This window comes from Mycobacterium sp. NTMscope_MAC_269 (genome assembly GCF_976985695.1).
Window position 1 is genome coordinate 559,942 of the sequence record NZ_OZ335668.1, and the last position, 15,185, is coordinate 575,126.

General features: G+C 67.7%; 12 protein-coding genes. 10 read left to right on the forward strand and 2 right to left on the reverse strand.

Going from position 1 to position 15,185, the window contains the following annotated elements; translation table 11 throughout:
- The first annotated feature begins 24 nt into the window (after positions 1-24).
- From ligA to ACZ50Z_RS02795, 5 genes are all read left to right on the forward strand, one after another.
- The gene (gene ligA / locus ACZ50Z_RS02775) at positions 25-2,115 is read left to right on the forward strand and encodes an NAD-dependent DNA ligase LigA (RefSeq protein ID WP_464482172.1); all 2,091 of its coding nucleotides are present in this window, start codon (positions 25-27) and stop codon (positions 2,113-2,115) included.
- Between the two features lie 4 nt (positions 2,116-2,119).
- Positions 2,120-3,226 (forward strand): cystathionine gamma-lyase, encoded by a 1,107-nt coding sequence (locus tag ACZ50Z_RS02780; RefSeq protein ID WP_464482173.1) that lies wholly within the window; start codon positions 2,120-2,122, stop codon positions 3,224-3,226.
- A 35-nt stretch (positions 3,227-3,261) separates the two neighbouring features.
- Positions 3,262-3,870 (forward strand): TetR/AcrR family transcriptional regulator, encoded by a 609-nt coding sequence (locus ACZ50Z_RS02785; RefSeq protein WP_464486064.1) that lies wholly within the window; start codon positions 3,262-3,264, stop codon positions 3,868-3,870.
- A gap of 186 nt (positions 3,871-4,056) precedes the next feature.
- The gene (locus tag ACZ50Z_RS02790) at positions 4,057-4,488 is read left to right on the forward strand and encodes an MmpS family transport accessory protein (protein WP_464482174.1); all 432 of its coding nucleotides are present in this window, start codon (positions 4,057-4,059) and stop codon (positions 4,486-4,488) included.
- Positions 4,485-7,394, forward strand: coding sequence for an MMPL/RND family transporter (locus ACZ50Z_RS02795; RefSeq protein ID WP_464482175.1), 2,910 nt, complete (start codon positions 4,485-4,487; stop codon positions 7,392-7,394). Before ACZ50Z_RS02790 ends, ACZ50Z_RS02795 begins: the two co-directional genes overlap by 4 nt.
- Here the strand turns inward: ACZ50Z_RS02795 and ACZ50Z_RS02800 are convergent.
- Positions 7,391-8,047 (reverse strand): ACT domain-containing protein, encoded by a 657-nt coding sequence (locus ACZ50Z_RS02800; protein ID WP_464482176.1) that lies wholly within the window; start codon positions 8,045-8,047, stop codon positions 7,391-7,393. The two genes, ACZ50Z_RS02795 and ACZ50Z_RS02800, sit on opposite strands and share 4 nt — an antisense overlap.
- Before the next feature lie 112 nt (positions 8,048-8,159).
- Between ACZ50Z_RS02800 and gatC the strand changes: the two genes are divergently transcribed.
- The 5 genes from gatC to gatB all read left to right on the forward strand — a co-directional run bounded on the left by gatC (position 8,160) and on the right by gatB (position 13,924).
- Positions 8,160-8,459: an Asp-tRNA(Asn)/Glu-tRNA(Gln) amidotransferase subunit GatC gene (gene gatC / locus ACZ50Z_RS02805; protein WP_009952003.1), complete on the forward strand. Its 300-nt coding sequence runs from the start codon at positions 8,160-8,162 to the stop codon at positions 8,457-8,459.
- Positions 8,456-9,937: an Asp-tRNA(Asn)/Glu-tRNA(Gln) amidotransferase subunit GatA gene (gene gatA, locus ACZ50Z_RS02810; RefSeq protein WP_464482177.1), complete on the forward strand. Its 1,482-nt coding sequence runs from the start codon at positions 8,456-8,458 to the stop codon at positions 9,935-9,937. Before gatC ends, gatA begins: the two co-directional genes overlap by 4 nt.
- 95 nt (positions 9,938-10,032) lie before the next feature.
- On the forward strand, positions 10,033-11,064 hold the full coding sequence (locus tag ACZ50Z_RS02815; protein ID WP_464482178.1) for an ATP-dependent 6-phosphofructokinase: 1,032 nt from the start codon (positions 10,033-10,035) through the stop codon (positions 11,062-11,064).
- Between the two features lie 250 nt (positions 11,065-11,314).
- Positions 11,315-12,235, forward strand: coding sequence for a MinD/ParA family ATP-binding protein (locus ACZ50Z_RS02820; RefSeq protein ID WP_464482179.1), 921 nt, complete (start codon positions 11,315-11,317; stop codon positions 12,233-12,235).
- Positions 12,236-12,412: 177 nt separating this feature from the next.
- Entirely contained in the window at positions 12,413-13,924 is a 1,512-nt protein-coding gene (gene gatB / locus ACZ50Z_RS02825) for an Asp-tRNA(Asn)/Glu-tRNA(Gln) amidotransferase subunit GatB (protein ID WP_464482180.1), read from the forward strand.
- Between the two features lie 5 nt (positions 13,925-13,929).
- On the opposite strand, the gene ACZ50Z_RS02830 is transcribed toward gatB, so the two are convergent.
- Positions 13,930-15,060 carry a PQQ-dependent sugar dehydrogenase gene (locus ACZ50Z_RS02830; protein ID WP_464482181.1) on the reverse strand — a complete coding sequence of 377 codons (1,131 nt, stop codon included), beginning with the start codon at positions 15,058-15,060 and terminating at the stop codon, positions 13,930-13,932.
- Positions 15,061-15,185 lie beyond the last annotated feature (125 nt).

Sequence of the window (15,185 nt, forward strand, 5' to 3'; positions counted from 1 at the left end):
GGTGTTCTCGGATAGCCTGCCAAGGTGAGCTCAGCAGAAGCTGATTCGGTGGCGCCCGAGGTTCGGCGGCAGTGGCAGGACCTGGCTGAATCGGTCCGTGAACACCAGTTTCGCTACTACATCAAGGACGCGCCGATCATTTCGGACGCCGAATTCGACACGATGTTCAACGAGCTCCTCGCGCTGGAGGAGCGCCACCCGGAGCTGCGGGTCGCCGATTCGCCGACGCAGCTGGTCGGCGGGGCGGGCTTCGCCACCGACTTCGCCGAGGCACAGCACCTGGAGCGGATGCTGAGCCTCGATGACGTCTTCGACCGCGACGAGCTGGTCGCCTGGAGCAATCGCGTCGAGAACGAGGTCGGCAAGGAGCCGTATTACCTGTGTGAACTCAAGATCGACGGGGTGGCGCTGTCGCTGGTGTACCGCGACGGCCGGTTGGAACGCGCCGCGACCCGCGGCGACGGCCGCGTCGGCGAGGACGTGACGCTCAACGCGCGCACCATCGACGACGTGCCCGAGCGGCTGTCCGCCGCCAAGGACTTCCCGACGCCGGACCTGCTGGAGGTGCGCGGCGAGGTGTTCTTCCTGCTCGCCGATTTCGAGGCGCTCAACGCCAGCCTGGTCGAGGACGGCAAGGCGCCGTTCGCCAATCCCCGCAACAGCGCCGCCGGGTCGCTGCGCCAGAAGAACCCGGCGGTCACGGCTCGGCGCAAGTTGCGGATGATCTGCCACGGCATCGGTCGCACCGAGGGTTTCGCCCCGAAGACCCAGCACGAGGCTTACGCCGCGCTGAAGGCCTGGGGGCTGCCGGTGGCGCAACAAACGGCACGTGTGCGCGGCCTCGCCGCGGTCCAGGAACGCATCGGCTATTGGGGCGAGCATCGCTACGACCTCGAGCACGAGATCGACGGCGTGGTGGTCAAAGTCGACGACGTCGCGTTGCAGCGCAGGCTCGGGACGACGTCGCGCGCGCCGCGCTGGGCCGTCGCCTACAAGTACCCGCCCCAGGAGGCGCAGACCAAGCTGCTCGACATCCGCGTCAACGTCGGGCGCACCGGGCGCGTCACCCCGTTCGCGTTCATGACGCCGGTGAAGGTGGCGGGGTCGACGGTCGGGCTGGCCACCCTGCACAACGCCGCCGAGGTCAAGCGCAAGGGCGTGCTGATCGGCGACACCGTAATGATCCGCAAGGCCGGCGACGTGATCCCGGAGGTGCTGGGGCCCGTCGTCGACCTGCGCGACGGCTCCGAACGCGAATTCGTCATGCCCACAACGTGTCCCGAGTGCGGCACCCCGCTGGCCCCGGCCAAGGAGGGTGACGCCGACATCCGCTGTCCCAACGCCCGCTCTTGTCCGGCGCAGCTGCGGGAGCGGGTGTTCCACGTCGCCGGTCGCGGGGCGTTCGACATCGAGGGGCTCGGCTACGAGGCCGCCGTCGCGCTGCTCAAGGCAGAAGTGATCGCCGACGAGGGCGACTTGTTCACGCTGACCGAGGCCGACCTGTTGCGCACCGAGCTTTTCCGGACGAAGGCAGGGGCCCTGTCCGCCAACGGCAAGCGGCTGCTTGACAACCTCGACAAGGCCAAACAGGTTGCGCTGTGGCGGGTTTTGGTGGCGTTGTCCATCCGGCACGTCGGGCCGACGGCGGCGCGCGCCCTGGCGACCGAGTTCGGCGATCTGGAAGCCATCATGTCGGCATCGACCGAGCGGCTTGCGGCCGTCGAGGGGGTCGGCCCGACGATCGCCGCCGCGCTCACCGAATGGTTCACCGTCGACTGGCATCGCGCGATCGTCGACAAGTGGCGGGCCGCCGGCGTGCGGATGGCCGACGAGCGCGACACCAGCGTGCCGCGCACGCTGGAGGGACTGACGGTGGTCGTCACCGGGTCGCTGGCCGGCTTTTCGCGCGACGACGCCAAGGAGGCGATCCTGGCGCGCGGCGGCAAGGCCGCCGGGTCGGTGTCGAAGAAGACCGACTACGTCGTGGCCGGCGATTCGCCGGGGTCGAAGTACGACAAGGCCGTCGAGCTGGGGGTGCCCGTCCTCGACGAGGACGGCTTCCGGCAGCTGCTGGCAGAGGGGCCCGCCGGCCCGCCGGAAGCACCGGCGGAATAAGCCGATGAGCGGTCGCTACGGTGATTCCACCCGCAGCCTCAAAGCCGTGAATTCTCAACCGGTTTCGGGTCAGCCGGTCGCGCCGCAGCCGGTGCTCGCCGCCACGTATCATCTGTCGTCAAACGAAACGCTGGACAGCTACGGCCGCAGCTCCAATCCGGTTTGGCGGCAACTGGAGTCGGCGCTGGCCGAGTTGGAGGGGGCCGAGGGAGCCCTGGTGTACGGCTCGGGGATGGCGGCCGTCAGCGCAGCGCTGCGGGCGTGGGCTCCGCCGGGATCCACGGTGGTGGTGCCGGCCGACGGCTATTACCAGGTGCGCCGCCACGCCACCGAGGATCTGGTGCCCGCGGGGGTGACGGTGATCGAGGCGTCGAGCTCGCAGATCTATGACGCCGCAGCGGGAGCCGATGTCGTGCTGGCCGAGACCCCCACCAACCCGGCGCTGGACGTGATCGACCTGCACCGGCTGGCCACCATCTGCCACGGTCGCGGCGCGCGCCTGGTCGTCGACAACACCGCCGCCACCCCGTTGGGTCAGCAGCCGCTGTCGTTGGGCGCCGACGCGGTGGTCGCCAGCGCCACCAAGGCCCTGTCCGGTCACAGCGACCTGCTGGCCGGCTACATCGCCACCAGCCAGCCGGAGTTACTCGCCGCCGCCGAGCGCCAACGTCTGGTCGCCGGCGCGGTCCTGGGCGGGTTCGACGCATGGCTTCTGTTGCGCAGCCTGCAAACTGCCGGACTGCGATTCGAGCGCCAATGCCAGAACGCCCGTGCGGTGGCGACGATGCTGGCGCGCCACCCGGCGGTGCGCGCGGTGCGCTATCCGGGGTTGGCGCACGATCCCGCGCATCCGGTGGCCATGGCGCAGATGCGCCGATTCGGGGGCCTACTCTCGGTCGAACTGGCCGATGCCGCCGCGGTGCAGGCGCTCGTCGACGCCAGCGAGCTGCTGATCGTCGCCACCAGCTTCGGTGGCCTGCACACGTCGGTGGACCGGCGGGCCCGCTGGGGCGATGCCGTCGCCGACGGGTTCGTGCGCATCTCGCTGGGCATCGAAGACACCGATGACCTTGTCGCCGACATCGAACGCGCGCTCATGACCTTCCGATAAGGGGCATATCGATGCCGCACGTATCGGGCGGCTCTATCGTGGGTCGTATGACCCAGACGGCCGAGGAGTGCGGGCCCGCATCGCCGTGGTCGCCGCGCGAGGCCGAGATACTGGCGGTGACCTTGCGGCTGTTGCAGGAGCACGGCTATGACCAGCTGGCCGTGGACGCGGTGGCCAATGCCGCCCGCGCCAGTAAGGCCACGGTGTACCGGCGCTGGCCCTCCAAGGCCGAGCTGGTGTTGGCCGCGTTCATCGAAGGCGTCCGCCAGGTGGCCGTCCCGCCGAACACCGGCACGTTGCGCGGCGACCTGCTGAGCCTGGGGGAGACCATCACCCAGGAGTGCGGGCAGCACGCCAGCACCATCCGCGCGGTGATGGTCGAGGTGTCGCGCCACGCGGCGCTCAACGACGCCCTGCAACATCAATTCCTCGACCAACGCAAAGCCTTGATCCAGCACGTGCTGCGCCAGGCCGTCGCCCGGGGCGAGATCGCCGAAGCCGTCATCAGCGACGAATTGTGGGACTTGTTGCCCGGCTATCTCATCTTCCGATCGATCATTCCCGGGCGCCCGCCGACCCGCCATACCGTGCGGGCGTTTGTGGACGGGTTCCTCATCCCGGGCCTGACCAAGCCCGCCGGGTAGCGGCGCCGCATGCATGCCCGCGCCCGCCCCGGTCGGGGAAATATGTGAGCGCGCGCCCTTGTAGAGTACGGTCCCGTACCGTACTGTCATAGCTGTCGATCACGCTTATGGCGTTGGCAGCCGCGCCCGAATATCGGGCGCCCTGTCGCCCGATATTCGAAAGGCTAACGGGTGAAAGGCTTTTCGATGGCATCCCTGGTCAGGCGAGGGTGGATGGTGATCGTCGCCGTGCTCGTCGTCGCGCTCGCGGGGTTCGGGATCTATCGGCTGCACGGAATCTTCGGCTCGCACGACACCACGTCGGCCAATAGCGGGCTGGCCAACGAGATCGTCCCGTTCAACCCCAAGCAGGTGGTCCTCGAAGTGTTCGGGGCCCCGGGGGCGACCGCGACCATCAACTACCTGGACGTCAACGCCCAACCGCAACAGGTCAAAGACGCCACCTTGCCGTGGTCGTTCACCATCACCACCACAGAGCCCGCGGTCATCGGCAACGTCGTCGCACAGGGCAACGGAAACACACTGGGCTGCCGCATCACCGTCAACGGTGAAGTGAAAGACCAACGCACGGTTAACAAAGTCGACGCCTACACCTTCTGTCTGGATAAATCTGGATGAGCAACGATCAACAGCCGCGGACTTCTGTGCCGCGCACCATTCGTCGGCTGGCGCTGCCGATCCTGCTGTTCTGGCTGGCCCTGGCCGCCCTGACCAACATCGCGGTGCCGCAACTGGAAGACGTTGGCAAGACCCACAATGTGGCGCTGAACTCGCCCGACGCCCCGTCGCTCAAGGCGATCAAGCGTATCGGGGAGAAGTTCGGAGAGTTCGACACCGACAGCTCGGCCATGATCGTGCTGGAAGGTGACAAACCGCTCGGCGCGGACGCCCACCGCTTTTACGACGAGATGATCCGCAAGATCGAGCGGGACAAAAAGCACGTCCAGCATGTCCAGGATTACTGGGGTGACACGCTCACCGCGGCCGGATCGCAGAGCAGCGACGGCAAGGCCGCGTACGTGCAGGTGAACCTCGCGGGCAATCAGGGCTCGGCGTTGGCCAACGAGGGGGTCGGCGCCATCCGCGACATCGTCGAGCACATGAAGCCGCCGCCCGGCGTCAAAACCTATGTGACGGGCGCGGCGCCGCTGATCTCCGATCAGTTCGACGTCGGGAGCAAGGGGACCGCCAAGGTCACCGGGATCACCGTCGGCGTGATCGCGGTGATGTTGTTCTTCGTCTACCGCTCGGTGCTCACGACGCTGCTGGTGCTTGCCACGGTCCTGATCGAAATGTCGGCCGCCCGAGGGCTTGTCGCGTTCCTCGGAAACGCCGGGGTCATCGGGTTGTCGACCTACGCGACGAATCTACTGACGCTTTTGGTGATCGCCGCCGGAACCGACTACGCCATTTTTTTCGTGGGCCGCTACCAAGAAGCCCGTGGATCGGGTGAGGATCGCGAAAAAGCTTTCTACACGATGTATCACGGCACGACACACATCGTGTTGGGTTCGGGGCTCACCGTTGCCGGTGCGGTGGCCTGCCTGAGCTTCACCCGGCTGCCCTACTTCCAAAGCCTCGGTGTTCCCGCCGCATTGGGCATCCTCGTTGCGCTGTTCGCCGCGCTCACCCTGGGGCCGGCCATCCTCACGCTGGGCGCCAAGGTGGGCATCTTCGACCCCAGGCGGGCGATACGCACGCGAGGATGGCGGCGTATCGGCACCGCCATCGTTCGTTGGCCCGGCGCGGTTCTGGCGTCGGCATGCGCGCTGGCCCTGGTCGGTCTGATCGCCCTGCCCGGGTACAAGACGAGTTATGACACCCGGCCGTACATGCCCGCGAGCGCGCCGGCCAACGTCGGCTACACCGCCGCCGAGAAGCACTTCTCGCGGGCCCGGCTGGAGCCCGAACTGCTGATGGTCGAGACGGACCACGACATGCGCAATCCGGAGAGCATGCTCATCCTGGACAAGGTGGCCAAGGCGGTGTTCCACGTGCCCGGCGTCGCCCAGGTGCAGGCCATCACCCGGCCGTTGGGAACCCCGCTGGTGCACAGCTCGCTCGCCTTCGTGGTCAGCAATTCCAGCGCCGCGCAGCAGCAAAACCTGACCTACCAACAAGATCGGGCCAACGATGCCCTCAAGCAGGCCAACGAGCTGAGCAAGACCATCAACATCCTCAAGCAGCAGTACGTCCTACAGCAACAACTCGCCGGCACCACGCACGAGGAGACGGAGAGCTTCCGCGACACGCTCGTCACGATCCGGGACCTGCGTGACAAGATCGCGAACTTCGACGACTTCTTCCGGCCGGTGCGCAGCTATTTCTATTGGGAGAAACACTGTTACGACATTCCTGTCTGCTTCGCGTTCAGATCCCTGTTCGATGCGCTCGACGGTGTCGACCAGCTCACCGAAAAGTTCGAAAACCTCACGGCGTCCCTCGACAAACTTGATGCGCTGCAACCAAAACTGACGGCGCTGATACCGCCGCAGATCGAGAGCCAGCAGACAAACCGCGATCTGACGTTGGCCAATTACGCGACGCTTTCGGGCATCTACGCGCAGACCGCGGCGGCGATCGACAACGCGACGGCGCTGGGGCGAGCCTTTGACGCGGCCAAGAATGACGACACCTTCTACCTGCCGCCTGAGGTGTTCAACAATCCCGACTTCAAGCGCGGGCTGAAGCTGTTCCTGTCACCAGACGGCAAGGCCGCCCGCATGATCGTCACACATGAGGGTGATCCCGCGACGCCACAAGGCATTTCGCACATCGACCCGATGGCCAAGGCCGCGCACGAGGCCTTGAAGGGCACGCCGATGGCCGGCGCGCAGATCTATCTCGGCGGCACCGCCGCGACGTACAAGGACATTCAGGACGGAGCCAAGTACGACCTGATGATCGTGGCGTTCGCGGCGCTGAGCCTCATCCTGCTGATCATGATGATCATCACCCGCAGCCTGATCGCCGCGCTCGTCATCGTCGGTACGGTGGCCCTGTCGCTGGGCGCCTCGTTCGGGCTGTCGGTTCTGGTCTGGCAGTACATCTTCGGCATCCAGCTCTACTGGGTGGTGCTGGCGCTGGCCGTGATCTTGCTGCTCGCAGTCGGATCCGACTACAACCTGCTGCTGATCTCGCGTTTCAAGGAAGAGATTCATGCGGGCCTCAACACGGGCATCATCCGGGCGATGGCCGGCTCCGGCTCCGTGGTCACCTCGGCCGGCATCGTGTTCGCGGTCACCATGTGTGCATTCGTATTCAGCGGTTTCCAGGTACTCGGCCAGATCGGCACGACCATCGGCCTCGGCCTGTTGTTCGACACGCTGATCGTGCGGTCGTTCATGACGCCCTCTGTCGCAAGGCTTCTGGGGCGCTGGTTCTGGTGGCCGCAGCGGGTGCGTCCGCGTCCGGCCAGCACCATGCTGCGACCCTACGGCCCACGCGGTGCGGTGCGTCAGCTGCTGCTGTGGGACGACGACAACCCGGTGGCGATGTCCGGATCCAAAGCGCCGTCGCGCTAACGCAGCATCGTGGCGACGATCCCGGCGAGGTAGCCCAGCCGGGCGACCTCCGAAGGACGGAATTCGGGGCCCGGGCGGCCGAGCACCACCGCGGTGTGCGGGTCTCCCAGCGGAGCGGCGACCATCGTCATGTCCATGTCGCGCCACGCCTGCGGCACCCACTCGGCGTTGCTGTCCAGCGGCACTGCCCGTTCCAGCGGCAGCCACGGGGCCGTGTCCGCCTTGGTCTCCGGGGCGCCGCGGCTGCCGGCAAGGCGCTGCAACTCTCCACCCGAACTGCGCAATACCGTGCACCAGCTGACGCGCAGGACCCTGGGCGCCTCGTTGGCCAGCACCTGCAGCCTGGACGCCGTGTTGCCGGCCGCGGCGACATGGTCGAGCAGCTCCAGCTCCCGGTGCGCCTCCAGCAGACCGGTGTGCGGACGCACGCTGTCCACCCGCACCCCGGACAGTGATTCGGCGGCGGTGATCAGCGAGTCCGGCATCGCTCCCGGCGGCAGCTCGATGACCAGGTCGTCGATCGCGTATCCGGAGCTTCGCTCCACGACGTCGAGCGACAAGATGTCGGCTCCCACCGAACCGAGCGCCACCGCCAGCGACCCCAGGCTTCCTGGACGGTCGACCAGCTCGATGCGCAACAGATAGGAGGGCACGGCCAACACTGTTGCACAGCGATGTTCTGCCCGCCGAGCGTCGCGCCAGCGTGACGCGGGTCGGCGAACGTCACGCGAGCGTGACGGACACGGCGGGTTAGGCTTTCGGATCGTGTCCCAGATCTCCCGCGACGAGGTAGCGCACCTGGCCCGGCTGTCCCGACTCGCGTTGACCGATAGCGAGCTCGACAGCTTCGCCGGCCAGCTCGACGCCATTCTGACCCACGTCAGCCAGGTTCAGGCGGTGGACGTCACCGGTGTCGAAGCGACCGACAACCCGCTCAAGGATGTCAACGTCACCCGCCCGGACGAGCCGGCGCCCTGCCTGACGCAGGCCGAAGCGCTGGCCGAGGCGCCGTCGGCCGTCGACGGTCGCTTCGCGGTCCCGCAGATCCTGGGGGACAGCGAGTGAACGAGGTCATCCGGTCCGACGCCGCGACGCTGGCCGCCCGCATCGCAGCCAAGGAGCTGTCGTCGGTGGAGGTCACCCAGGCGTGCCTGGACCAGATCGAGGCCACCGACGATCGGTACCACGCCTTCCTGCACGTGGCGGCCGACGAGGCGCTCGGTGCGGCCGCCGTCGTCGACGAGGCGGTGGCCGCGGGGGAGCGGCTGCCGTCGCCGCTGGCCGGGGTGCCGCTGGCGCTCAAGGACGTCTTCACCACGGTCGATATGCCGACCACCTGCGGGTCCAAGATCCTCGAGGGCTGGCGTTCCCCGTACGACGCCACCGTGACCTCGCGATTGCGTGCCGCAGGCATCCCGATCCTGGGCAAGACCAACATGGACGAGTTCGCGATGGGCTCCTCGACCGAGAACTCCGCCTACGGCCCCACCCGCAACCCGTGGAACGTCGACCGGGTCCCCGGCGGATCCGGCGGTGGCAGCGCGGCGGCGCTGGCCGCGTTCCAGGCGCCGCTGGCGATCGGGACCGACACCGGCGGCTCCATCCGGCAGCCGGCCGCGCTGACCGCGACCGTCGGCGTCAAACCGACCTACGGCACCGTGTCGCGCTACGGCCTGGTGGCGTGCGCGTCGTCGCTGGATCAGGGCGGGCCGTGCGCGCGCACCGTGCTGGACACCGCGCTGCTGCACCAGGTGATCGCCGGGCATGACACCCGGGACTCGACGTCCATCGACGCGGCGGTGCCCGACGTCGTCGGCGCGGCCAAAGCCGGGGCGGCCGGTGACCTCAAGGGCGTGCGCGTCGGCGTCGTCAAACAGCTGCGCGGCGAGGGATATCAGCCCGGCGTGCTGACCTCCTTCGAGGCCGCGGTCGAACAGCTGACAGCGTTGGGCGCCGAGGTGAGCGAAGTCGACTGCCCGCACTTCGAGTACGCGTTGGCCGCCTACTACTTGATCCTGCCGTCGGAGGTGTCGAGCAACCTGGCACGTTTCGACGCGATGCGCTACGGGCTGCGGATCGGCGACGACGGCAGCCACAGCGCCGAGGAGGTGATGGCGCTGACCCGGGCCGCGGGCTTCGGTCCGGAGGTCAAGCGGCGCATCATGATCGGCACCTACGCGCTCTCGGCCGGCTACTACGACGCCTACTACAACCAGGCTCAGAAGGTGCGCACCCTGATCGCCCGTGACCTGGACGAGGCCTACCGGTCGGTGGATGTGGTGGTGTCGCCGGCGACGCCGACCACCGCGTTCGCGCTCGGTGAGAAGGTCGACGATCCGCTGGCGATGTACCTGTTCGACCTGTGCACCCTGCCGCTGAACCTGGCCGGTCATTGCGGCATGTCGGTGCCTTCGGGCCTGTCGCCCGACGACGACCTGCCGGTCGGGTTGCAGATCATGGCGCCCGCGCTGGCCGACGACCGCATCTACCGGGTAGGGGCGGCCTACGAAGCGGCCCGCGGACCGCTGCCGAGCGCGATCTGACGGCGAGCAGACACAGAGTCGCATCGTTGACATCCGTTTGATGCGATTCTGCGTCTGCTCGCGCCAGTAGCCCGCCGCCCGGCAAGATAGGACGTATGCGGATCGGAGTGCTCACCGGAGGCGGCGACTGCCCCGGGCTCAACGCCGTCATCCGGGCGGTGGTGCGTACGTGCGACTCCCGGTACGGCTCGTCGGTCGTCGGATTCCAGGACGGGTGGCGCGGGTTGCTGGAGAACCGGCGCGTCCAACTACAGAACGACGACCGCAACGACCGCCTGCTGGCCAAGGGCGGGACGATGCTGGGCACCGCCCGCGTGAACCCCGACAAGCTGCGGGCCGGGCTCAACCAGGTCAAGCAGACCCTCGACGACAACGGGATCGATGTCCTCATCCCGATCGGCGGGGAAGGCACCCTGACGGCCGCGCACTGGCTCTCGGAGGAAAACGTCCCCGTGGTCGGCGTGCCGAAGACCATCGACAACGACATCGATTGCACCGACGTGACTTTCGGCCATGACACCGCCTTGACCGTCGCGACCGAGGCTATCGACCGATTGCACAGCACCGCCGAGTCCCACCAGCGCGTCATGCTGGTGGAGGTGATGGGCCGGCATGCGGGCTGGATCGCGCTGAACGCGGGCCTGGCCTCCGGCGCCCACATGACGCTGATCCCCGAGCAGCCCTTCGATGTCGAAGAAGTCTGCCGCCTGGTCAAACGTCGCTTCCAGCGCGGAGATTCGCACTTCATCTGCGTGGTCGCCGAGGGCGCCAAACCCATTCCCGGCTCGATTTCGTTGCGGGAAGGCGGGATTGATGAATTCGGCCATGAGAAATTCACGGGTGTGGCCGCGCAGCTGGGCGCCGAGGTGGAAAAGCGCATCAACAAGGACGTCCGGGTGACCGTGCTCGGCCACGTTCAGCGCGGCGGCACGCCCACGGCCTACGACCGGGTGCTGGCCACCCGCTTCGGCGTGAACGCCGCGGATGCGGCGCATGCCGGCGAGTACGGCCAGATGGTGTCGCTGCGCGGCCAGGACATCGGCCGGGTGCCGCTGGCCGATGCGGTGCGCCAGCTCAAGCTGGTGCCCGACAGCCGCTACGACGACGCCGCGGCGTTCTTCGGTTAGGCCCGCCGGGCAAACAACCCGTTCGTCGCATCTTGGTGGTTTCCGGACCCGTCCATAGCGGCTATACCGGGGTATGGACAACCGTGGCGCGATTCGCGGAGCCGTTCAGCAACCCGGGGGATCGGCGGGGCCGCCGGGCCCGCCACACCACAGCCCGCACCCGCCCCAATGGCGTGGCGGCGGGTCAGACACCACGGTGCCCCAGCCCCACCGTCCCGCCCGTCGGCCGCCAGCCCCTCGGCCCGGATCGGTGCTGGGTGAGACGGCGCTGGACCGTTTCGACCAGCCCGAGACCGACGCCAGGCTCAACTGGCGCGGGCTGGTCCACCGCGTCACCGGGATCGATCTCGGTCCTGGCAAAAACGCCGCCTATGAAAACGAACTGCGGGATCGCATCCGCGCGATCGTGGGCGGTGCCTTCCCGATCGCCGTCCTCAACCTCAAAGGTGGGGTCGGTAAGACCGCAGTGGTGGAGTCCCTCGGGTCGACCTTCGCCGCGGTGCGCAACGACCGGGTGCTCGCCCTTGACATCGACGCGGGGGATCTGGCGGAACGCCATGGGCGTCGCAATCCGCACAGCATCGCCGACCTCCTCCACGGCGGCCCGGCGACACACTACGAGGACATCCGTGCGCTGACCTACATGAACGGTTTCGGGCTGGAAGTGCTCGGATTGCCGGACTACGCGCACACCGACTGGCGCCTGGAGCGCCGCGACGTGCTGCGGGCCTTCTCGATGCTGAGAAATCAGTATTCGGTGGTACTGGTCGATTGCGTCAAAGCGCTCAATTCCACTGTGATGGAGGCTGTTCTGCCGGAGTCGCGGGCCCTCGTGGTGGTCACGAGCACGTCCATCGATGCGATACGCAAGACCCAGACGACGCTGGAGTGGCTGTGCCACAACGGGTATCAACGATTGATGGCGTCGACCGTGCTCGCGGTCAACCATGTCGAGCCGGCCAAGGTGGACAGTGTGGCCGTCACGGAACTCGACCGACTGTCCGCGCGCGTGGCCGCCACGGTGGTGCTGCCGTTCGACCGGCACGTGCACGAGGGCAGGAAGATCGCGCTGGACCGCATGAGCAAGGAGAGCCGGCGCAGCTACCTCGAGATGGCCGCCGTGCTGGCCGGGATGTTCCCGGGCAGGGGAGGAGACAGCGCCCACCACTAGTTCGTCGGTGGTGACCCGCTTCGCCCGGCTCCGCCGCGCTCGCGATCACCACTGTGTCGGATGGTGGTGACCCGCTTCGCCCGGCTCCGCCGCGCTCGCGATCACCACGGTGTCGGGTGGTGGTGACCCGCTTCGCCCGGCTCCGCCGCGCTCGCGATCACCACTAGGATCGAGCGCATGAGTGTTGCCGCCAGCGCCGACCTGATGGAGTACGACGACGTCATCGCGCGTTTCGATCCGGTACTCGGCCTCGAGGTGCACGTCGAGCTGTCCACCGTCACCAAGATGTTCTGCGGCTGCACCACCGCATTCGGCGCCGAGCCCAACACCCAGGTGTGCCCGGTGTGCCTGGGGCTGCCCGGCTCGCTGCCGGTCCTCAATCAGACCGCGGTGGAGTCGGCCGTCCGGATCGGGCTGGCGCTCAATTGCGAGATCGTGCCGTGGTGCCGCTTCGCCCGGAAGAACTACTTCTACCCGGACCAGCCGAAGAACTACCAGATTTCGCAGTACGACGAGCCCATTGCCATCAACGGCTACCTCGACGCTCCGCTGGAAGACGGCACCACCTGGCGGGTGGAGATCGAGCGCGCACACATGGAGGAAGACACCGGCAAGCTCACCCACATCGGCAGCGCCACCGGCCGCATTCACGGCGCGACGACGTCGCTGATCGACTACAACCGCGCCGGGGTGCCACTGATCGAGATAGTCACCAAGCCCATCGTCGGGGTCGGGGACCGGGCCCCCCAGATCGCCCGGGCCTATGTCACCGCACTTCGAGACCTGTTGCGCGCCTTGGGCGTATCCGATGTCCGCATGGACCAGGGTTCCATGCGCTGTGATGCCAACGTGTCGCTCAAGCCGACCGGTCAGGCCGAGTTCGGTACCCGCACCGAAACCAAGAACGTCAACTCCCTGAAAAGCGTCGAGGTGGCCGTGCGTTACGAAATGCAGCGCCAGGCCGCTATTTTGGCCTCCGGCGGCCAGATCACCCAGGAAACCCGGCACTTTCACGAGGCGGGCTACACCAGCCCCGGCCGCACCAAGGAAACCGCCGAAGACTACCGCTACTTCCCTGAACCCGACCTGGAACCCGTGGCCCCCAGCCGCGAGCTGGTCGACCAGCTGCGGCAGACCATCCCCGAGCTACCGTGGTTGAGCCGCAAGCGCATTCAGCAAGAGTGGGGAATCTCCGACGAGGTGATGCGCGATTTGGTCAACGCCGGCGCGATCGAATTGGTCACTGCCACCATCGACCACGGCGCGTCCAGCGACCAGGCGCGCGCCTGGTGGGGAAACTTCTTGATGCAAAAGGCCAACGAAGCCAACGTCGCACTCGATGAGCTGGCCATCACGCCCGCCCAGGTCGCTGCGGTGGTGGCCTTGGTCGATGAGGGCAAGCTGTCCACCAAGCTGGCCCGCCAGGTCGTCGAGGGTGTGCTGGCCGGGGAGGGCGAGCCCGAGGCGGTCATGACCGCCCGCGGCCTGGCTCTGGTGCGTGACGACTCGGTCACCCAGGCCGCCGTCGACGAAGCGCTGGCCGCCAATCCCGATGTGGCGGAAAAGATTCGGGGCGGCAAGGTGGCCGCGGCGGGCGCGATCGTCGGGGCGGTGATGAAGGCCACCCGCGGCCAGGCCGACGCCGCCCGGGTACGCGAACTGGTCCTGGCGGCCTGCGGACAGGGCTAGCCGCGCTAGGTCTTGTCGTCGTTGTTGCGCGGGAAGCCGCCGCCCTGCGGGAAGAGCGGGAACACCACGTCGTCCAGCTTCTCGGCGTCGCCCGCCGTCTTGTTTACTGTTGCGCCCCAGACGTTTCCATCGGGTGACATGCGCAGCGCCCACGCGTGCGCGTGGGTGTCTTTGCGGACGACGTCGGGTTCACCGGTGACCGCGCCCGTGGCCGGGGCGAGCCGGACTGCCACCGTCAGCTTGGTGTTGATCAGGTTGACCAACACGGTCCCGTCCATTGCCGCGCAGCCGGCCGCACCGGGTTTGTCCGGCCAGGTCCACACCGTGGAGACGTCCGACGTTTTGGTGATGCGCTGCAACCGATCTGCGGTCGGGGTGCGGTCGGCGACATACAACGAGCCGTCGACCGGATCGATGCACAAGCCGCCACCCGAACCCACACCGGACAGCGCCGTGGTGGGTGGCGCCTGACCGACGGTGGTCGGCTGCTCGATGCGCAACACCTTGCCGGCCAGCGAATTGGGGTCGGCGGCCATCGCCGGGTTACCCGCGTCCCCGGTCAGCACCACCAGTGTGGTGGGGCTGGTGAAGATCAACGCCCCGGTGTTGCCGGTGGCGCCCTTGGGGATTCCGGTCAGGATGTCCTTCGGGATGTCGCCGTCGGCAATCCGGATGACCCGGTTGTCGGTCGGCGTGCTGACGTAGGCGTACATCAGGCGGTCTTGGGTGTAGGTGGGCGACAGCACGATGTCCATCAAGCCGCCGTCCCCGGAAGGGTCGACGGGGATCACCATCTTCACCTTCGGCTCGGCGCTGACCGAGATCTCCTTGACCGCGCCGGTGGTGCGCTCGGCGACCAGCGCGGTTTTGCTGTCGGGCCCCATGATCAGGCCGCTGGTGCTCTCCAGGCAGCCCTGCATGACCCCTGGAGCCGGGCAGGCCTTGGGGAACGGGGTGGGCGGCAGCGGTGGTGGCGGGGGAGGCGTCGAGCTGGGCTGCGGCTTCAATTCCGGGGCGGTGGTGAACGGTTGTGATTGCGCGTCGTTGAAGCGCGCGCATCCGCTCGTCACCAGCACGAGGGCACACAGCGCGGCGAACCCGCGCCGAACCGACCGCCCCGATCGCCCTAGTCGCATGACCGTCAGGCTACGGACACCGCCAGCGTCGCCGCCACACACGTCCCGCTCGCCCGTCGTCGAACCCTCGATCGGGTTCCCCTTTCCGCCTTGCGCCGACGGGCGTCCCAATCGTCCCTGTCGGG

Coding starts and splice junctions, on each gene's coding strand:
- ACZ50Z_RS02780 (WP_464482173.1), top strand. CDS start 2,120: ATGAGCGGTCGCTACGGTGATTCCACCCGCAGCCTCAAAGCCGTGAAT.
- ACZ50Z_RS02790 (WP_464482174.1), top strand. CDS start 4,057: ATGGCATCCCTGGTCAGGCGAGGGTGGATGGTGATCGTCGCCGTGCTC.
- ACZ50Z_RS02795 (WP_464482175.1), top strand. CDS start 4,485: ATGAGCAACGATCAACAGCCGCGGACTTCTGTGCCGCGCACCATTCGT.
- ACZ50Z_RS02815 (WP_464482178.1), top strand. CDS start 10,033: ATGCGGATCGGAGTGCTCACCGGAGGCGGCGACTGCCCCGGGCTCAAC.
- gatB (WP_464482180.1), top strand. CDS start 12,413: ATGAGTGTTGCCGCCAGCGCCGACCTGATGGAGTACGACGACGTCATC.
- ACZ50Z_RS02830 (WP_464482181.1), bottom strand. CDS start 15,060: ATGCGACTAGGGCGATCGGGGCGGTCGGTTCGGCGCGGGTTCGCCGCG.